General features: G+C 62.1%; 17 protein-coding genes and 1 pseudogene. 8 read left to right on the top strand and 10 right to left on the bottom strand.

Translation table 11 applies throughout. The features are described from left to right. The first annotated feature begins 14 nt into the window (after nucleotides 1-14). The 3 genes and pseudogenes from HMPREF3140_RS04510 (at nucleotide 15) to HMPREF3140_RS04500 (ending at nucleotide 4,942) form a co-directional block, all read left to right on the top strand. Nucleotides 15-2,516: pseudogene (locus HMPREF3140_RS04510) on the top strand (fimbria/pilus outer membrane usher protein). Next, the gene (locus HMPREF3140_RS04505) at nucleotides 2,504-3,508 is read left to right on the top strand and encodes a fimbrial protein (RefSeq protein WP_032411471.1); all 1,005 of its coding nucleotides are present in this window, start codon (nucleotides 2,504-2,506) and stop codon (nucleotides 3,506-3,508) included. Before HMPREF3140_RS04510 ends, HMPREF3140_RS04505 begins: the two are co-directional and overlap by 13 nt. Nucleotides 3,509-3,649: 141 nt before the next feature. Then, entirely contained in the window at nucleotides 3,650-4,942 is a 1,293-nt protein-coding gene (locus tag HMPREF3140_RS04500) for a glycoside hydrolase family 10-like protein (protein WP_002904794.1), read from the top strand. Nucleotides 4,943-4,958: 16 nt separating this feature from the next. On the opposite strand, the gene HMPREF3140_RS04495 is transcribed toward HMPREF3140_RS04500, so the two are convergent. The 5 genes from HMPREF3140_RS04495 to HMPREF3140_RS04475 form a co-directional block, all read right to left on the bottom strand. Next, complete coding sequence (locus tag HMPREF3140_RS04495; RefSeq protein WP_023316847.1) at nucleotides 4,959-6,281, bottom strand: type II toxin-antitoxin system HipA family toxin; 1,323 nt, start codon at nucleotides 6,279-6,281, stop codon at nucleotides 4,959-4,961. Next, complete coding sequence (hipB, locus tag HMPREF3140_RS04490) at nucleotides 6,281-6,547, bottom strand: type II toxin-antitoxin system antitoxin HipB (protein ID WP_002904790.1); 267 nt, start codon at nucleotides 6,545-6,547, stop codon at nucleotides 6,281-6,283. The genes HMPREF3140_RS04495 and hipB overlap by 1 nt, the downstream gene beginning before the upstream one ends. 265 nt (nucleotides 6,548-6,812) lie before the next feature. Then, nucleotides 6,813-7,139, bottom strand: coding sequence for a hydroxyisourate hydrolase (gene uraH, locus HMPREF3140_RS04485; protein WP_002904788.1), 327 nt, complete (start codon nucleotides 7,137-7,139; stop codon nucleotides 6,813-6,815). Continuing rightward, nucleotides 7,136-7,636: a 2-oxo-4-hydroxy-4-carboxy-5-ureidoimidazoline decarboxylase gene (gene uraD / locus HMPREF3140_RS04480; RefSeq protein ID WP_032411470.1), complete on the bottom strand. Its 501-nt coding sequence runs from the start codon at nucleotides 7,634-7,636 to the stop codon at nucleotides 7,136-7,138. The genes uraH and uraD overlap by 4 nt, the downstream gene beginning before the upstream one ends. Beyond that, nucleotides 7,614-8,993 carry a nucleobase:cation symporter-2 family protein gene (locus HMPREF3140_RS04475; protein ID WP_032411468.1) on the bottom strand — a complete coding sequence of 460 codons (1,380 nt, stop codon included), beginning with the start codon at nucleotides 8,991-8,993 and terminating at the stop codon, nucleotides 7,614-7,616. The genes uraD and HMPREF3140_RS04475 overlap by 23 nt, the downstream gene beginning before the upstream one ends. Before the next feature lie 345 nt (nucleotides 8,994-9,338). Between HMPREF3140_RS04475 and hpxO the strand changes: the two genes are divergently transcribed. Beyond that, entirely contained in the window at nucleotides 9,339-10,493 is a 1,155-nt protein-coding gene (gene hpxO, locus HMPREF3140_RS04470) for an FAD-dependent urate hydroxylase HpxO (protein WP_002904783.1), read from the top strand. Here the strand turns inward: hpxO and hpxR are convergent. Then, nucleotides 10,474-11,397 carry a LysR family hpxDE operon transcriptional regulator HpxR gene (gene hpxR / locus HMPREF3140_RS04465; RefSeq protein ID WP_032411466.1) on the bottom strand — a complete coding sequence of 308 codons (924 nt, stop codon included), beginning with the start codon at nucleotides 11,395-11,397 and terminating at the stop codon, nucleotides 10,474-10,476. The two genes, hpxO and hpxR, sit on opposite strands and share 20 nt — an antisense overlap. Nucleotides 11,398-11,522: 125 nt before the next feature. On the opposite strand from hpxR, the gene hpxD reads away from it, so the two are divergent. Together hpxD and hpxE are read left to right on the top strand one after the other, a co-directional pair. Then, nucleotides 11,523-12,560, top strand: a complete 1,038-nt coding sequence (hpxD, locus tag HMPREF3140_RS04460) for a molybdenum cofactor-independent xanthine hydroxylase subunit HpxD (RefSeq protein ID WP_002904779.1) — start codon at nucleotides 11,523-11,525, stop codon at nucleotides 12,558-12,560. 11 nt (nucleotides 12,561-12,571) lie between these two features. Beyond that, the gene (gene hpxE / locus HMPREF3140_RS04455) at nucleotides 12,572-13,546 is read left to right on the top strand and encodes a molybdenum cofactor-independent xanthine hydroxylase subunit HpxE (protein ID WP_032413006.1); all 975 of its coding nucleotides are present in this window, start codon (nucleotides 12,572-12,574) and stop codon (nucleotides 13,544-13,546) included. Here hpxE and HMPREF3140_RS04450 read toward each other — a convergent pair. Continuing rightward, nucleotides 13,523-14,761 (bottom strand): MFS transporter, encoded by a 1,239-nt coding sequence (locus HMPREF3140_RS04450; RefSeq protein ID WP_070552858.1) that lies wholly within the window; start codon nucleotides 14,759-14,761, stop codon nucleotides 13,523-13,525. The two genes, hpxE and HMPREF3140_RS04450, sit on opposite strands and share 24 nt — an antisense overlap. Before the next feature lie 105 nt (nucleotides 14,762-14,866). Here HMPREF3140_RS04450 and HMPREF3140_RS04445 point away from each other — a divergent pair, with 105 nt between their 5' ends. Beyond that, a complete protein-coding gene (locus HMPREF3140_RS04445) occupies nucleotides 14,867-15,811 on the top strand; it encodes an AraC family transcriptional regulator (RefSeq protein WP_004190181.1) in 945 nt (314 codons plus the stop codon). Nucleotides 15,812-15,820: 9 nt separating this feature from the next. Here HMPREF3140_RS04445 and HMPREF3140_RS04440 read toward each other — a convergent pair whose 3' ends face one another. The 3 genes from HMPREF3140_RS04440 to HMPREF3140_RS04430 all read right to left on the bottom strand — a co-directional run bounded on the left by HMPREF3140_RS04440 (nucleotide 15,821) and on the right by HMPREF3140_RS04430 (nucleotide 17,349). Further along, complete coding sequence (locus HMPREF3140_RS04440) at nucleotides 15,821-16,576, bottom strand: VOC family protein (RefSeq protein ID WP_032411465.1); 756 nt, start codon at nucleotides 16,574-16,576, stop codon at nucleotides 15,821-15,823. Nucleotides 16,577-16,752: 176 nt separating this feature from the next. Continuing rightward, entirely contained in the window at nucleotides 16,753-17,064 is a 312-nt protein-coding gene (locus tag HMPREF3140_RS04435; protein WP_004205936.1) for a cupin domain-containing protein, read from the bottom strand. 21 nt (nucleotides 17,065-17,085) lie between these two features. After that, the gene (locus HMPREF3140_RS04430; protein WP_002904643.1) at nucleotides 17,086-17,349 is read right to left on the bottom strand and encodes a VF530 family protein; all 264 of its coding nucleotides are present in this window, start codon (nucleotides 17,347-17,349) and stop codon (nucleotides 17,086-17,088) included. A 282-nt stretch (nucleotides 17,350-17,631) separates the two neighbouring features. Here HMPREF3140_RS04430 and HMPREF3140_RS04425 point away from each other — a divergent pair, with 282 nt between their 5' ends. After that, entirely contained in the window at nucleotides 17,632-18,660 is a 1,029-nt protein-coding gene (locus HMPREF3140_RS04425; protein ID WP_004143503.1) for an isopenicillin N synthase family dioxygenase, read from the top strand.

The raw sequence follows: 18,660 nt of genomic DNA, 5'->3' as shown, positions 1-18,660 counted from the left end.
CGTCTGATGTCGCGATGCGCCACGGCCCGGCTCATACCGTTACCGTCGTCAGCCTCTCCATCCTGCTGGGCGGACAGAGCGCGCTCTTGCACGCCCAGGCGACCTTTAATATGGATCTGCTGGAGAAAAACGACCATTTGCCGGCAGTGGATCTGCAACGCTTCAATCAGCAGGCGGGCCAGCCGCCAGGCGACTATCCGGTGAGCTGGCAGGTCAACGGCGTCACGCTGGACGCCCGTAAGACCGTCACGTTTCGCCAGAACGATCGCGGACAGCTCACGCCCTGCCTTAAGCCGGAAGATCTGCTGCAGGCCGGAGTTAACCCGGCCGTGCTGTCCCAGGCGCCCGGCGCAACGTCCCGCTCATGTCCCGAACTCAACGCACTGCTGCCGGGCAGCACGGTCAATTTCGATTTTGCTCATCAGCGGCTGGTAATGACCATTCCTCAGGCGCTGATGACGCACCGGGCGAGGGATAATGTTCCCTCTGCGCTGTGGGACGAAGGTATTAGCGCCTTTCAGAGTAACTATCGTTAATCAGGCGCCAGCCAGCGTACCCGCGAGGGCAGCACCGAGCGCGATAACTATCTGATGTTGAAAAGCGGCGTGAACGTCGGCGCCTGGCGCCTGCGCGCCAGCAATAGCCTGACCGCCAACAGCGATGATAAGCCCCAGTGGGCGACCAGCGGCGCCTGGCTTGAGCGCGACCTGACGCGCTGGCAGAGTGAACTGACCCTCGGGGATACCTTCACGTCGGGCGATGTGTTTGACGCGGTACAGTTTCAGGGAATATCCCTCGCCTCCAGCGATGCAATGCTCCCGGACTCGCAGAAAGGTTTTGCCCCGACCATCCGCGGGATTGCCAGAACCAACGCCCAGGTCACGGTTCGGCAAAATGGCTACGTGCTGTATCAAACCTACGTCACCCCCGGCGCGTTCGTGATTGACGATCTTTATCCCACCGCCAGCAGCGGCAATCTTGAGGTTGCCGTCAAAGAGTCGGATGGCGAAATCCGCCGCTTCACCCAGCCGTATGCTTCGGTGACCAGCATGCAGCGCGAAGGCAGCCTGAAATACAACCTGGTCGCCGGGCGCTACCATAGCGACGATGCCAGCCAGCGACCGTTGATGATGCAGCTGTCGCTGATGCGCGGGTTCGCCCACAACCTGACGCTGTTTGGCGGACTGCAGAGCGCGGCGCAATACCATAACCTCTCGGTCGGCGCAGGACAGGGGTTGGGAGAAGCCGGGGCGCTCTCGCTGCAGCTGTTAAACGCCCGCGACCGGCACCAGCAGGATCCGATCGATGGCCGGGCCTGGCAGCTCCAGTACAGCAAAGGTTTTGATCGTCTTGGCACGCAGTTCACCTTCACCGGCTGGCGTTATTCGCATCAGCGCTATGCCACGCTGAGCGAGGCGTTTTCCAGCCCGGGTAGCGAAGACGACCTGCAGGATAGCGACAACAAAAAAGCAACCCTGCAAATCACCGCCAGCCAGAGCCTGCCGTACGATATCACCCTCTATCTGAGCCTCGACCAGGACAGCTACTGCTCAGGGGGCGCCTCACAGCGTACCGCCAATATGGGGATCAGCAGCCAGGTTCACGGTATCGCGTGGTCGCTCAGCTACAGCGACTCCCGTAGCAGCCACGGTGACGAGGAGGATGACGAGCCGCATTCCGACAAAGTGGTGACATTGTCACTTTCCGTGCCGTTGAGCCACCTGCTGCCGGGGAGCTATGCCGGCTATACCCTGACCTCCTCCCGCCACAGCGTTGGCAGTCAGATGGTCAGCCTCAACGGCACATTGCTGGACAATCACGCGCTTAGCTACGCCGTCAGCCAAACCCGCGATCGGCAAAACGGGTCCAGCGGCAGCCTGACGGCCGGGTTCAGCAGTGGAAGAGGCGATCTGAATCTCGGCTACAGCCACGATTCGCAGGCCGCTCGTCTGAACTACGGCGCCAGCGGGGGCATTCTGATTCACCGCCACGGGGTAGTCTTTACACCGGAAATGAATGGCGCTGTCGTCCTGATTGACGCCGGTGGCGCCGGGGGTGTGACCCTCGCCAACCAGAAAACCATCGCCACCAATGGTGACGGGTACGCCGTGCTGCCCTTCGCCACCGCCTATCACCGCAACGACGTCTCTCTCGACAGCCATTCGCTGCCGGAGAATGTGGATCTGGCCAACAGCACCGTGACGCTGGTCCCTACCAAAGACGCGGTGGTTCTGGCGCGCTTTCACACCCACGTTGGCTATAAGGCGCTGTTTACGTTGCAGTCGCGAGGACAACCGCTGCCCTTTGGCAGCGAAGTACGCGCCAAAGACACCAACAGCATCGTTGCCAGCGAGGGTCAGGTGTACCTGGCCGGCCTGGCGCCAAAAGGCACCCTGTATGCGCAATGGGGGCCAGGCCCTCAGCAGCGCTGTAGCGCCCGCTACGATCTCACCCCGACGCTGGCGCAGACCCCCCATCCACTCATTTTACAGCAGACGTTATCATGTCCTTTTTAACTCTCCTGCGTCGGGTCGCCATGACGCTGTTATTTATTCTGTTACCGGCCGCCAGCGGATGGGCCTGTACGCCAGTGTTTGTCCGCGGCCAGGCCTCCACCCTTCGGCTGAACGTGGGGCAGCTCACGGTTCCGGCTGACGCCAGACCCGGCACCCCGCTGTATCATAAAAGTTTCGCCTGGAACCGCCTTAGCGACGGCGGCGAACAGTGGATCCGCTGCGCGGACGATCCGCACGGGCTGTCACCGCTGCTGCTGGACAGTCTGCTGTCCGGGGGAGTGACGCGACCGACGGTTTATCAAACTAACCTCGCCGGCATTGGCGTTCGCTTATCGCTGCGCGCTATCGGCGGCTATGGCGGCTTTCCTGACCGGCCGACGCCCTCGCCGTTTAGCCAACGGGTGGACAATCCCGCCGCCTTGCCCGATGCGGTGTGGAAACTGGGCTATTTCCGCCTGACGATTGAGCTCATTAAAACCGGCGCCGCGGCGACGCCGGGCGAGCTTGAATATCACAGCGAGCGCTTTTTAATGGCGGAGCATACCCCGCTGGCCGCGTTAGACTTAACCGGCAGGATCAGCACCGCGGGATGTTCAGTGAATGACGCCACGCCAGCCCTGATCAAGCTCCCTGCGGCGATGCTTGACCACTTCGGCGGCGTCGGCAAAACCACCGGCGACACCCCTTTCGCGCTGCAGCTGGATTGCAACAGCGCGGTCACGGTTTCCCTGCGAGTTGACGGCGCGGAGTCCCTCTCCGCCCGGGGGCATGGCGTTCTGCGCAATGACGCCACCGACGATCGGGCGCAGGGTATCGGCGTGCAACTGCTTTACCATCGCCAGCCGGTCGCCCTGAATCATGAGATGACGCTGGGCAGCGCGAGTGCGGGCCGGTTTATCCTGCAGCTCACTGCCCGCTACTACCAGACCCGTCCCCGGATCACCGCCGGTCAGGTGTCGGCCGTCGCGACCTATACCTTACATTATGACTAGGTGATGGCGAACCGACGGATGAAGCGGATGAAGGAATTGCTCTGACCGGCGAATAGTAAGAGAATAGCGCCTACACGCGACGATCTGAGTACACGGGAGTTCATCATCAGCCATTCTCGTCGATTCCCCTTAGCCAGCAAAGTGGCGCTGGCAGGCGCGGCGCTCATCGCCGCTGGCATGCTGTTCAGCTGCACCAGTAAAGCCCCTAAATCCCTTGTCACGCCGCCGAACGCTGCCGCCGTCAAAGCTGGGCAGGCGCACCGGGAGCCGGTGCGCGGCGTGTGGCTCACCACCGTTTCGCGCCTTGACTGGCCGCCGGTCGGGTCGATTATCGCCAGCACGCCGGAGAGTCGCATCACGCAGCAGAAGCTGGCGCTGATCGCTAAACTCGATAACCTGCAGCGCCTGGGGATCAACACCGTCTTTTTCCAGGTGAAACCGGACGGTACGGCGCTCTGGCGGTCGGATATTCTGCCGTGGTCCGATATGCTGACCGGCAAAATCGGCGAATACCCTGGCTACGATCCGCTGCAGTTTATGCTGGATGAAGCGCACAAGCGCGGCATGAAGGTTCACGCGTGGTTTAATCCCTACCGCGTCTCGGTCAACACCAAACCGTCGACGATTGCCGAGCTGAACAACACCCTTACTCAGGTACCGGCCAGCGTGTTCGTCCTGCACCGTAACTGGATCCGCACCGCCAGCGATCGCTTTGTTCTCGACCCGGGCATTCCCGAAGCACGGGACTGGATCACCAGCATCGTCGCTGAAGTGGTGCAGAACTACCCGATTGACGGCGTGCAGTTCGACGACTATTTCTATACCGAAACCGCCTCTTCCCCGCTTAACGACAACGAGACTTTCCGCCGTTACGGGCAGGGCTATGCCTCGAAGGGCGACTGGCGGCGGCATAACACCCAGCAGCTCATAGCCCAGGTTTCCACTACTATCAAAAAGCTCAATCCGAACGTCGAGTTTGGCGTGAGCCCGGCGGGGGTGTGGCGCAACCGCTCCCACGATCCGGCGGGGTCGGATACCCGTGGCGCGGCCGCCTATGATGAGTCCTATGCCGATACCCGCAGCTGGGTGCAGCAGGGACTGCTCGACTACATCGCGCCGCAGATCTACTGGCCGTTTGCCCGCGATGCCGCGCGCTATGATGTGCTGGCCAACTGGTGGGCCGAGGTGGTTAAACCGACGCATACCCGGCTGTATATCGGCGTGGCGCTGTACAAGGTGGGTGAACCGTCCAAAAATGAGCCTGACTGGACGGTGGACGGCGGCGTGCCGGAGCTGAAAAAGCAGCTCGATCTCAATGAGACTCTGCCGCAGATCCAGGGCACCATCCTGTTCCGCGAAAACAACCTCAATCAGCCGCAAACCCGGCAGGCGGTTAACTATTTGCGCAGCCGCTGGGGGCAGCCGCAGAGCTAGCCGCCAGCCGGCTCTGCTATAGCGCCTGCAGCCCTTGCTGCAGGCGGGCGTGCAGCTTCAGCATGTTCTCTGTAATGGCCTGCCAGACGTGGCTGGAAAAGTCCGCCGGCAGCGTCCGGCGAGCGCTTTCGATTGCCTGCGGCACATGCCCGGCAAACTCCTGGAGGATCGCCAGCATCTGCTCCCGGGGAAAGTTCACCGCTTTGGCCGTCGCCAGAAAATGACGCGGATAGATGGCGTTAATCTCTGTTTTACGCCCTTTTGTGGCATTGAGCCCCATCGACAGCTTCAGATCGCGCAGATGCAGTCCCGTGCCGCCCAGCACCGGAAACGCCGAAATAATGTCGTAGAACGGTGTTAAGCGGTAGCTGCCGCCGGGCAACAGGTAAATTGAGAAGTTTTTTGCGTGACCGTCCGTCGCCCCCGTCAGCCACTGGAAGACCATGAACTTCATAAAGTCATAGCGATCTTTCAGCGCTTCACTCGAGCCCAGCAGAAAGGTCATGATCGCGGCGATACCCGGCCCGCCGTCAGACTCATATTTCATCGCTGAAGGAAGACCAAAAGCCTGACACAGATCCTCCTGCGGCAGACGCAGCAGCACCCGTCCCTCCTGCGCCCAGCGCCGGTCGAAGCGGGTTACCGCCAGGGCGCGGATCCGCGGGGTGGCGATGATCTCCGCTTCCGGCACCGCCAGGCCCAGTTCTCTGGCCAGCGCCAGGCACAGATACTCATTATCCACGCTTTCACGCAGATCCAGCGTCGCATTGGGCTGCTTTATCTCGCCGATGGGCAGCTTAATGATATGCGTGGTCGGCGTGGCGCCCTGCGGAATACACCACTGCTCGCCCATCCGCAGCAGCGCCGTTTTCTCCTGGGCGCCGGCCACCGAGATACGGAAATCGTCCTGGCTGGTAATCATCCCGAGGGGGATATCCGACTGGTAAGCGGTCAGCAAAGCGGTGAGCTGCGCCTCGTCCAGCGTCTGCCAGCGTAATCCTTCCAGGTGCGCCTCTTCCCCCGGCGGCAGGAGGGTCACCGCCCCTACGCTATCCCGCCCGACTTCGGCCAGCAGATCGAACGGCTGCTTCGAGCGCGCCTGATAGCGCCTGACGATCCGGTCGCGGACCTGCGGGCTGTCGGGCAGCAGGTTATCAAAATAGTGATACACCGCGTCGGCAGTGATATTGCCATACTGCAGCGGCAGTGAGAGGGAGAGCGGTCTGGCGCGCGGGCTGCGCAGCCACTCTTCGTCATAGCGAAAACTGTGCGCCCCGTTAGCCTGGCGGGTTAAGGTTCCCACGCGCACATTGTTCATCCAGGTGGTAAGCGTCGCCATTACCAGTCAAGGTCCGTGTTGTTATCGGGAGCCGGCGCCGTCTCAGCAGCTTTGGCGTTCAGCGTCATCACCACCCCCAGCGACTGGAGGATCTTAAACAGCGTGGTTAAGGTGGTTTTGTCGGGGTGATTTTCAAAATTGGACAGCGTGGCCTGCTTAATGCCGATCCGCCTGGCCAGCGCATCCTGGGTCCAGTGGTTCTGCTGGCGCAGCAGCTTCAGGTAATTGGCCAGCTGCACGGGACTGTATATCTGCGGGGAATTCATCGCCTTGTTCCTCACCATCATTTATCCCCCTGTCGGGATAAACTTGGTTTTATACCCTGTAGGGGATAATGTCAAGGTTATCCCCTGTAGGGGATAGGAGAATAATTATCCTTGTGTGGGGATAAAACAGGAAGGATGATCGCCGGAGCCACCTGTACATGCCCGGTGGCGGCTGCGCCTTACCGGGCCTACGGGCTGTCTCTCACCGCTCCGTAACGATCCAGGCCGGGCAAGGGCAGCGCCGCCCGGCAGCGGGCAGCCGCGCTTAGCTGCCGCGGTAGGTCGACCACCCGCCCGGGGCGATGAGAAACGGCAGATGGAAATGGTCCTCTGCCGCCTCGCCGATAACAAAATCAATCTGCGCCCGGGTAAAGACGCTCTCGCGCCCGGCGCGGGCAAACCACGCCCCGGTTTCCGCTGTTAAGCAATAGCGCCCCGCCGGCAGCGGCGCGGCGCTAAAGGTGGCGATACGCCCCTGGGCGTTGGTCACCAGGTTCGCCAGCGTCTCGCCCTCCCGGCTCAGGCTGACCGTTACGCCTTCTGCCGGCGTACCGGTGGAAATATCCAGAATATGGGTGCTCAGGGTACTCATTCGCCAATCACTCCTTCCAGTCTTAACATCGTAATCTCTCGCAGCTGGGCAAGCGCCTCGGCCACTTCTTCGTCGGCGGTATGCTGCAGCCGGCGCGTCAACGCCTGCAACATCTCTTCGCCGCTGCGCCCTCTGGCGCGGATTAAAAACACCCGGCCAAAGCGGGCTTCGTAGCGGGCATTCCCCTCCCGCAGGGCCTGCGCGAGCCGCTCATTCTCGCTGTCCACCGACGACTGCTCCTGGCGCGACAGCGCCGCATGCGCCTGGCTGCCGGTCGGCTTCTCACCGATCCGCGGATGGGCGCTGAGCGCCGCGTTCAGCTCATCCTCTCCCCAGTTAGCCATCGCCTTACGGGCGGCCTGCAGCAGCGCATGGCGGCTGGCGAAAGGTCGTAAGCTCACCAGCATCTCGCCCCAGGCCGGGATCGCCACGCAAGGGGCCAGCAGCCCCGCCGCCTCATCTTTGCTCAGGCTGTTAAACTGACTCAGCGCGATCATCCTGACTCCTTAACGATTTCGTCGCCGCCTGCTCCTGCGGCAGAATAAGGTTCAGCGCTATCGCTACCAGCCCACCGCTGGTGGCCGCCGAACCGAACAGATCGCCGACCATCGGCGGAAAATGGCTGAGAAACGCCGGCACCGACTCCACGCCAAGACCCGCGCCAAACGCCAGCCCCACGATCAGCACATCGCGACGGCTCAGCGGGGTCTGGGTAATAATCCGGATCCCGGCCGCCACCACGCAGCCAAACATCACCATCGTGGCGCCCCCCAGCACCGGCGCCGGGATCTGCCGCAGCAGTTCGCCCACCGGGGGGAACAGCCCGAGCAGGATCAGAATCACGCCAATGTAGCGTCCGACATAGCGGCTGGCCACCCCGGTCATCTGGATCACGCCGTTGTTCTGCGCGAAGGTGGTGTTCGGAAAAGCACAGAGCATGGCCGCCACCATACAGCTGACGCCATCCGCCAGGATACCGCCCTTCAGCCGGTTACGAAAAGCGCGATCGTCAACAGACTGTTGCGAAATCAGCGAGTTGGCCGTCAGATCGCCCACCGCCTCCAGAATACAGACCAGCGACACCAGGGCGACCGGCAGAAATATCGCGCTGTTAAACTGAAAGCCGAACGGAAACAGCGTCGGCAGGCGAAACAGAGTGTCGCCCAGGCTGTGAAGATGGAACTGACCGCTCAGCCCCGCTGCGATGCAGCCCACGGCAATGCCCACCACCACCGAGGAGAGCCGCAGCCAGCGGTTTTTGGCGCAGCTCAGCAGGACGATAACCCCGAGGGTGCCCGCCCCGAGCGCGATATTGTTCATGCTGGCGAAATCCTCGGCCTTTTCCCCACCGCACCAGTTGATGACGCTGACCTTGATCAGGCTGATGCCGATCAGCGCAATCACGCTGCCGGTAATGATGGGAGTAAAGATTTTCTTCAGCGGTTCGATAAAGCGACTGACAATCACCGGCACCAGAGCGGCGACAAAGTTAACGCCAAACAGCATCGCCATCATATCCTGCGGCCCGCCGCCCTGGGCTTTTACCCACATCCCTCCGGCCACCGTCACGCCGAGGAAGGCAAAACTGGTGCCCTGCATGCAGATCATCCCGGCGCCGATGCCCCATACCCGATTGGACTGCAGAAAAGTGCCGATGCCCGAGGCCAGCAGCGACATACTGATGAGATACGGCAGCCAGTCGCCAAGCCCGAGGGTAGCGCCGATAATCAGCGGCGGCGTGATGATCCCCACCAGGCCCGCCAGCACATGCTGGAGAGCGCTGAAAAAGGCCGGAAGCGGTGGGATCCGCTGTTCAAGGCCGTAAAGCAGGCCACTGTGATGTTCGTCAGACATAGTGATATCCCGTAGCAAAGAGAAGTGCATGGGCTAGTGCACAAAGCAGGCCAGAGACGACAAAAGGGCACCAATAAATTTATTATCACTCCAAAATCATCAACTTAGATTACGCTCGTGATGCATCACCCCTCTCCGCTGCTGAACCAGGCGTCTGAAACGATAGATTCTTAATGCAACATACAGAAACTTTTGATTCATAAAAAGGCAACCAATACCTCACATTGCACCGATGCGGTGCGTCAGGAGCCATCGCTGTGCCTCAGGCAGGCGGTTTTCCTCCCTCCAGCGAACTGGTACGCAAATTGCTGTAGTCAGTCACAACATCGGGAGAAGGAGAAAAAAATGAAAGCAATCGTGATTGGCGCCGGCATCGGCGGTTTAAGCGCGGCAGTGGCGCTCAAACAGTCGGGGATCGACTGCGACGTCTATGAAGCGGTGAAAGAGATCAAACCGGTCGGCGCAGCGATTTCCGTGTGGCCCAACGGCGTGAAGTGCATGGCCCACCTCGGCATGGGCGACATCATGGAGACCTTCGGCGGGCCGCTGCGCCGGATGGCGTATCGTGATTTCCGCAGCGGCGAGAACATGACCCAGTTCAGTCTCGCCCCGCTGATCGAACGCACCGGCAGCCGCCCCTGCCCGGTCTCCCGGGCAGAACTGCAGCGGGAAATGCTGGATTACTGGGGACGGGACAGCGTGCAGTTCGGCAAACGCGTCACCCGCTGTGAAGAAGACGCCGACGGCGTGACGGTATGGTTTACCGACGGCAGCAGCGCCAGCGGCGATCTGCTGATTGCCGCCGACGGCAGCCATTCCGCACTGCGTCCGTGGGTGCTGGGCTTTACCCCGCAGCGCCGCTACGCCGGCTACGTCAACTGGAACGGTCTGGTGGAGATAGATGAAGCGCTGGCCCCCGGCGATCAGTGGACCACCTTTGTCGGCGAAGGCAAGCGCGTCTCGCTGATGCCGGTCTCCGCCGGCCGGTTCTACTTTTTCTTTGATGTGCCGCTGCCGGCGGGTCTGGCGGAAGATCGTGACACCCTGCGCGCTGACCTCAGCCGCTACTTTGCCGGCTGGGCGCCGCCGGTGCAGAAGCTGATCGCCGCCCTCGACCCGCAGACCACCAACCGCATTGAAATCCATGATATCGAACCTTTCAGCCGCCTGGTGCGCGGCCGCGTCGCGCTGCTCGGCGATGCCGGACACAGCACCACCCCGGATATTGGCCAGGGAGGCTGCGCGGCGATGGAAGATGCAGTGGTGCTGGGCGCCGTTTTCCGCCAGACCCGAGATATTGCGGCCGCCCTGCGCGAGTACGAAGCCCAGCGCTGCGACCGGGTTCGTGACCTGGTGCTGAAGGCGCGCAAACGGTGCGATATTACCCACGGGAAGGATATGCAGCTCACCGAAGCCTGGTACCAGGAGCTGCGCGAGGAGACCGGGGAGCGCATTATCAACGGCATGTGCGACACCATCCTCAGCGGGCCGCTGGGCTGATCGTCGCCATGGATTCGATCACCGCACTCAGCGTCTGAATGGCCATTTGCGCGGGCCGCGAAAGCTGACGCGAGGGTGCAGTACACAGCGCCAGGGTCAGCGGTCGCAGCAGCGTACTGCGCAGCGGGACAAAGGCCAGCTGTCCACGCTGGACCTCGTCCAGCACGTCGAGCAGGCTAAGGAGCGTCACGCCGCTGCCGCGCAGCACCAACGACTTGATAAGCCGGATATCATTGCAGCTGATGGTATTCTCCGGCGCAAAGTCATGGTGGCGATAGAGGAGCGCCACCCGCTCATGGACGATCAGCGGCGCGCCGGGCACGATATGCCGCTCCAGGCTGAGCTCGCCCAAAGACAGCGCCTTCGCCCCCGCCAGGGGATGGTCCGGACGCATCACAATCCCCACCTCCAGTTCGGCAAAGGCCAGCACGCTGAGTCCAGCCTGCCCCTGCGGATCGAGGATCAGGCCGACGTCCAGGTCCGCCTGACGCACTTTCTGGCTGACGGTGTGGCTGTCAGCCACCTGCAGATCCAGCTCCAGCCACGGCCAGCTGGCGATGATCTCCGCCAGCGCGGCGGCGAAGCCCCCTTCCGCCAGCGCCTGCACCATGCCAACGCTAACGCTTCCGCGCTTCATCCCCTGCAGCTCATCAAATTTCTGTCGGGTCTGACGAAATTCCTTCTGCCAGCGCAGCAGATTGTCATACAGCAACTCACCGGCGGTGGTCATCCGCAGTCCCTCCGGCAGGCGCTCGAACAGCGGGGTACCGAAGGCCTCCTCGGCCTGCAGGATCTGGCGGTTAATCGCCGAGGCGGAAATATGCAGCTGCTCGGCGGCCCGGCGCAGGCTGCCGCAGCGGGCCACGGCGATGAAATAGTGCGCGAAACGGGAAAATGGACTCATGGCGCCCCTGTACTCTTTTTTGCAACAGCAGAGTGAATTAATGGTGATGGATGTGAACACCCTAATATGACAACAATAATCTCACAACAATAAAACAATCACCGATGTGAGCAGGAAGAGAAATCATGAAGACAACCACCCCCACGCCCCCCGCCCATTGCACCTTTGACCCGGAAGACTGGCTGCGGCTGGCCCGCTGCTGGCACCCGGTGGCCCGCGCCTGCGATATTGCCGGCGCCCCGGTGAAAGCCACCCTGCTGGACGAACAGCTGGTTATCTATCGTATTAAAGGCCAGGTGGTGGTCGCCCGCGACGTCTGCCCGCACCGCGGGGTGCCGCTGACCCTGGGGTTTCATGAAGAGGAAGGCATCGTCTGCCCCTATCATGGCCTGCGCTTTGGCGAGGATGGCCGTTGCAACCGCATCCCCTCCAGTCCGGGGCAACCCATTCCGGCCAAACTGCATCTCACCAGCTTCGCCGTGGAGGAGCGCTACGGGCTGATCTGGACCTGCCTGGCCTGCGATCCGGACAATCCGCCGCCGTTACCGACCATGCCGCACTGGGACGACGCCGGCTTTCAGCAAATCAACTGCCCGGCCTTCGAGGTAAAGGGATTTGCCGGCCGCCAGGTCGAAGGCTTTCTCGATGTCGCCCACTTCGCGTGGATCCACACCGACACCTTCGCCGATCCGGACAACCAGCAGGTGCCGGACTATACCCCGCAGGAGACGCCGTTCGGCTTTGTTGCCGACTACTGGAGCTCGGTGGGCAATTACCCGGCCAGCTCCGATTTCCGCGCGCCGGAAGGGTTCCAGTGGCTGCGTCACTTTGAAATGCATCTGCCGTTCACCGCTACGCTGACCATCCATTTTCCCGCCGACGCCAGGCTGGTGATCATGAACGCCGCCTCGCCGGTGTCGTCCCGGGTGACGCGGATGTTTGCCCCTATTGCCCGCAACTTCGATCTGCACGTGCCGGTGGAAGACGTACATGCGTTCAACCTGCGGGTATTTGAAGAGGACCGCCTGATGGTCGAGACCCAGCGTCCGGAACGGTTGCCGCTGGATCTGACCCTGGAGGCGCATATTCCGGCGGACCGCAGCTCTATCGCCTACCGGCGCGGGCTGAAGAAGATGGGCTTTGGCGATTTCTTTCTGGTATGAGTGGAGGTCATATGCGCGACATACTCCCGGTGGTGGTCGATGGCCTGTGGCGCCAGGGCGCGAAAAATCTGGCCGTTAGTCTGGTGAGCGCCGAGGGGCAACCGCTGCCGGCGTGGACGCCCGGCGCCCATATCGATCTCCATCTTCCCTGCGGGCTGATCCGTCAGTACTCCCTGACCGGCAGCCCGGCCGAACGGGATCGCTATCTGCTCTGCATCGCCCGCGAGTCGCAGTCTCGCGGTGGCTCCCGTTATATTCATGACACCCTGCGCCCGGGACAGCCATTGATAATCTCTGCCCCGCGCAACCACTTTCCGCTGCACGAGGGCGGCCATGTGGTGCTTCTCGCCGCCGGGATCGGCATTACGCCGCTGCTGGCGATGGCCCACGCCCGGGCGGCGTCCGGCGCCAGCTTTACGCTGCACTATTACGTTAGCCGTGCGCAGGAGGCCGCCTTCGCCACCGAGATCGCCCGCCAGCTAACGGGTGGAATCTGCCAGATCCACTGCTCAGACGAGGGGCAGAGTCCGCGCCAGCGGCTGGCGCAGGATCTGGGGGCTCCGGACGCCGACACCCGGGTCTACTTCTGCGGTCCGCCCGGATTTATGGCCCGGGTTCGCGATACCGCGCGGGCGGTCGGATGGGAGGAGGCGCAATTGCACAGCGAAGCGTTCCAGCCGCCCGCCCCGACGGCGGCGTCGGCGGCGGACGGAACCTTCACCATCACCCTCACCTCCACCGGGGAGCGCTGGCCGGTGCCGGGGGACAAAACCATCGCCCAGGTGCTGCAGGAGCATGGCGTCGCGGTGCCGCTCTCCTGCGAGATGGGGATCTGCGGCGCCTGCCTGACGCCGGTACGCGAGGGAACCGTCGACCACCGGGATACCGTGCAGTCGGAGGCGGAAAAACAGGCCGCAGAACAGCATATTGCGCTGTGCTGCTCCCGCAGCCTGTCGGCCAATTTAGTTATCGATCTCGCGGGATAAGCGGCCCGTCACCGGCTGGTCGGCGCGGGCGACCGGTTTCACCCGTACGGCGGCGAAGACAATCACCATCGCGCTCAACAGCAGCAGACCGCTGCCGGTGAAGACGCCGCTGGCGCCGTGCAAATCAAACACCGCCCCGCCGCCGGCGGCCCCGGCGCTGATGGCCAGCTGAATAGAGGCGACCAGCAGACCGCCCGCGCTTTCTGCTTCATCCGGCACGGTAGTGGCAAGCCTGGTGGACCAGGCCACCGGCACCAGGCCGAAGGCAAATCCCCACAGGGCGACCAGCAGCCCGGCCAGCACGGTCAGATGGCCAAACGTCACCATCAGCAGCGCCAGAACGCTCATCATCAACGGCACCAGCGCCAGGGTGAGACGCAGGCTACGGTTCAGCAGATAGCTCGCCACCGAAGTGCCGATAAAGTTAGCGATACCGAAGCCGAGCAATATCAGCGAAACCCCTTCGACACTGGCCTGCGCGACGGTCTCAAGGAACGGCCGCAGGTAGGTAAAGAAGGCGAAATGGCCGCTGAAAATCAGGATCGTCGCCAGCATGCCGCCCAGCATACCGGGACGGCGCAGCACCCTGAACAGCGTGGAGAAGGTCCCGACGCTCTCCGGGCGCATGGAAGGCAGCACCCACAGCTGCCAGAGCAGCGCCAGCAGGCTGGGTATCGCACAGAGAATAAACACGTTGCGCCAGCCGATCAGCTCCCCGAGGTAGCTGCCGAGCGGCGCGGCCACCACCGTGGCGACAGACACCGCGGAAAAGATGATCGCCAGCGCCTTTGGCACATGGGCCGCCGGCACCAGACGCATCGCCGTGGCGGTGGACATCGCCCAGAAGCCGCCGATGGCGATCCCCAACAGCAGACGGCCCAGCAGGAGAAACGCCAGCGAATCGGCAAAAGCGACCATCAGGCTGGAGACTATCTGCAGTACGGAAAAGAACATCAGCACCCAGCGGCGATCGATATTGCGGGTGGCGGTGGCGATCAGCAGGCCGGTAACTAACGCCACCAGCGCCGTCGCGGTGACCGCCTGTCCGGCCATCCCTTCACTGACGCCGAGGCTGCTGGCCATCGGCGTTAACAGGCTGGCGGGCAGAAACTCGGCCACGATCAGGCCGAACACCCCGAGGGCCAGGGCATAGACGGCGCGCCAGGCAGGTTTGGCGGGAGACAGGCTCGCGTCAGCAGCTATGCAGGAACTCATATACAACTCTCCAGGTTTATTAACATCCTGGTCATCTTAGGGACTTACTTTCGGACGATATATGATGCATACTCTTCAGTTATTGATTATTCGTCCGGAATTACCATGAGCCAGCCTGCCATCGACCTGACCAGCGAACTGTTGCGCGGTATGCGCCTCTCCGGCGTTAACTACCGGCGCATCGAAACCGCACGCCCGTTCGGCGTCGGCTTTAGCGCCGTGGCGGGTAAAGCCCAGTTCCATTTCATCAGCCGCGGGCCGGTGCTGCTGCGCATGGCCAGCGGGGAACAGTTCACCCTCGAGAGCGGCGATGCGCTATTTATTCCCAACGGCGACGGGCACGCCCTGCTCTCAGATCCGCAGGCCACGGTGGTCAATGTGGCGCAGCTGCCCAGCGAAACGGTGTGCAGCACGGTAAGTTGTATCAACGCTGGCGACCAGCCTGACTGCCCGGAGCGCGCCGTCATTTTCAGCGGTTGTATGGACTTTGAGCTCGGCGGCATGCAGCCGCTGGTCAAGGCCATGCCCGAGGTGATGCGGGTCAGCAGCCTGCTAAACACCTGGCCGGAGATCCAGCCGCTGTTGGTAGCGATGGAGCGGGAATCGCTCACCCGCCAGGCAGGCTATGCCGGGATCCTCGCCCGGCTGGCGGACGTGGTGGCCGCGCTGATTGTCCGCGGCTGGGTAGCGTGCGGGTGCGGCAACGCCACCGGCTGGGTACAGGTCCTGCGCGATCCCCGGCTGGCGAAAGCGATCTACGCCATGCATCAGCGCCCGGGGGTCAACTGGAAAGTGGAAGATCTGGCGCGGGAGGCGGGTCTTTCACGCTCGCTGTTCGCGGAACGTTTTCTCGCCGCCACCGGCACCACCCCCGCCCGCTATCTCACAGAGCTGCGTATGCGGCTGGCGGTGCAGTACATCACCCATGAAGGCCAGGCGCTGGAAAAAGTCGCCTTCAGCCTCGGGTATCAGTCGCTGGCCGCCTTCAGCCGGGCTTTCAAACGCATCACCGGCCAGCCGCCGGGGGCCTTGCGCGCCACGGCACGCTAGAGTCAGCCTTTATGTAAAGCGATACACGCCGTTGCCGACACGAAAGCGCTGCCCCTTAAGCGCCGGGTTGGCGACGCGGAACACCAGTTCGGTCAGCTGGTTGGCAGCCCCTTCACGGAAGATAAATTGCTGGCCGCCAACGTCCAGTCCCTGCTCCCCCAGTGGCGGAAAGCCCAGCAGCGCCTGCCAGCGATCGCGCACCGCCTGCGGATTGACCACCTCGAACACCGCCTGCTCAAGCGTAATGTCGCCCAGCGGATGCGGCGCGTCCAGCCTCTGGGCGCGCAGCCGCGTCAGCCGGGTGGCGTCGTCTTCTTCCCACTGCAGCACAAAGGGATAGACCAGCCCGTCAGTGTCGCCATCGATGGTGAAGATCCGCCAGCGGATGATATTGCCCTGCGGATCGTTGCGCTGGCCATCGACAATCGGTGACACTGTCACCCCTGTGCGACGCAACTGGTCATGGGTGGCGTCGATGTCGTCGCTGCGCAGCGCCACCCGAAACAGCGCCTCATTCTCCGGCAGCAGCCGTGCGGCGTCGCGCGAAAGGAGGAATTTGTCCGTCGCAGCGCGCAGTTCATCCGGGTCGGAAATGGCGAGAAATTCGATATAGGTCAGGCCAAAATAGCTCAGCGCATTGCGGGTTCCCCACCCCGGATGCCGCCCACCGGCCACCGCCCGCAGCTGCTGGTCGGCAAAGGTCTGAATGGCCGCTTCCGGCTGATTCACAAACTGTACTGCGTGGTCCCACTGTAAGGTTGCCATGATCTCTCCCGCGGTTGTGCCTGGTCAGGCGTCTGCGGCAAAAGATAGTGCTGGGGTGAAGGGATTGGCAAACAAGAATTAAATATATCGAAAGCAGGATAGGTAATTTATATCAACGCGGTATGTCGCATCTGACGGGCGATGAAACGGCGGGCAAAGAACCGCCCGCCGCGGGGTCAGACCGACCCTTCTTTCTCAATCACCAGAATACGCGCCGCCCCCTGCGGGTGGGCGACATGCTCGCATCCCACCTCAGCGTAGAAGATATCGCCGGCGTTCAGCATGATCACCTGCTCCTCGCCGTCGACCTTCACATGCATCGCCACCTGACCATCCATCACGGCAAACACCTCCTGACCATCATTGATGTGCCAGATATAGGGTTGGTCGGTCCAGTGCAGACGCACGGTGGTGCCGGAAAAATTGGCAATATCCAGCGCGCCCCACGCGCGGTCGGCGGTGAAATCTTTACTGCTCCAGCTCTGCATGATGGTGTCCTGTGGTAAGGGTTATTTTTTCTGCCAGTTTGCCCAGGGATCCGCTTTCTCCACCGGCGCGTCATCATCAAGGGAGGCGAGATACATAGCCTCCACCTCTTTGCGCGCCCACGGCGTCCGGCGGAGAAATTTGAGGCTGGACTTAATGCTGGGATCGCTTTTAAAGCAGTTAATGTTGACCTGGCGGGCCATTTCCGCCCAACCATAGCGCGCCACCAGGGCATTAAGCAGCGCTTCCAGCGTCACGCCGTGCAGGGGATCTTTCGAGCTGTGCATTACGATACGTCCGTTCCGCATTAAAAAGTGCGCCTACCTTACTGGCTCTCACCGACGGGCGCAACAGGCTTCATTACGCGCTTCGCGCCTATATCTATTTAACGCAAAAGCACTGAACCCCGCGCGGTCATAAATTAGAAAATAACGTTATTGGTTGCTTATTTGGCCTTGAGGCAAGCTGTGTTCAGCCCCGGACAGAGGAAATCACCATGCGCTGCTGTTGTGCCCGAACCCAGAACCTGAATCTACCCATAACTTATTACCCCGTTTTCGGAGAACACAATGAACGCGACCACCCTGCCGATTCTCGACCTGGCCCGCTACGCGGACCCCGCGGATAAAGCGGCCTTCCTGGCCGACCTGCGTCATGCCGCCCGCGACATCGGCTTCTTCTATTTGATCAACCACGGTGTCGACGACGCGCTTCAATATGAAGTTCAGCGCCAGTCCCAGCGCTTTTTTGCTCTCGATGAGGCGCAAAAACAGCAGGTGGCGATGATCCACTCCCCCCATTTTCGCGGCTATAACCGCGCGGCCTCTGAGCTGACGCGCGGCCAGCCTGACTGGCGAGAACAGTTTGATATCGGCGCCGAACGTCCGGCGCTAACCCTCAGCGACGACGCCCCGCGCTGGCAGCGCCTGCAGGGTCCGAATCTGTGGCCTGCCGCCCTGCCGTCGCTTAAACCGGTATTACTTCACTGGCAACAGCAAATGACCCAGGTGGGCATCCGCCTGCTGCGCGCCTTTGCCGAAGCCCTGCAGCTCCCGGAGAATGCTTTCGATCAGCTCTACGGCGACAAACCCAACGAGCATATCAAACTGATCCGCTACCCTGGCCAGCAGGAGACCCAAAGCAGCCAGGGCGTCGGCGCCCATAAAGATTCGGGGTTTCTCAGCTTCCTGCTGCAGGACGAGCAGAAAGGACTGCAGGTAGAGGTCGCGCCTGGGGAATGGATCGACGCCGTGCCGCTGGCCGGCAGCTTTGTGGTCAATATTGGCGAACTGCTGGAGCTGGCGACCAACGGGTATTTGCGCGCTACCGTCCATCGCGTGGTGTCGCCGCCGGCGCAGCAGCAGCGCCTCTCCATCGCCTTCTTCCTCGGCGCCCAGCTTGACGCGGTGGTGCCGGTTTACACCCTGCCGCCCGAGCTGGCGCGTGAAGCGCGAGGGCCGGACAGCGACCCGCACAATCCGCTGCTGCGCGATGTCGGCTGGAATTATCTCAAGGGCCGTCTGCGTTCCCATCCGGACGTGGCGGAACGCTACTATCAGGACGTGTTTCGCGAACGCGCCGAGCAATTGATCGTTTAA

This window comes from Klebsiella sp. HMSC16A12 (assembly GCF_001808265.1).
Taxonomy (GTDB): domain Bacteria; phylum Pseudomonadota; class Gammaproteobacteria; order Enterobacterales; family Enterobacteriaceae; genus Klebsiella; species Klebsiella pneumoniae.
Note: the sequence above shows the minus strand (reverse complement) of the source record. Positions and strands in the feature narration are given on the sequence as shown.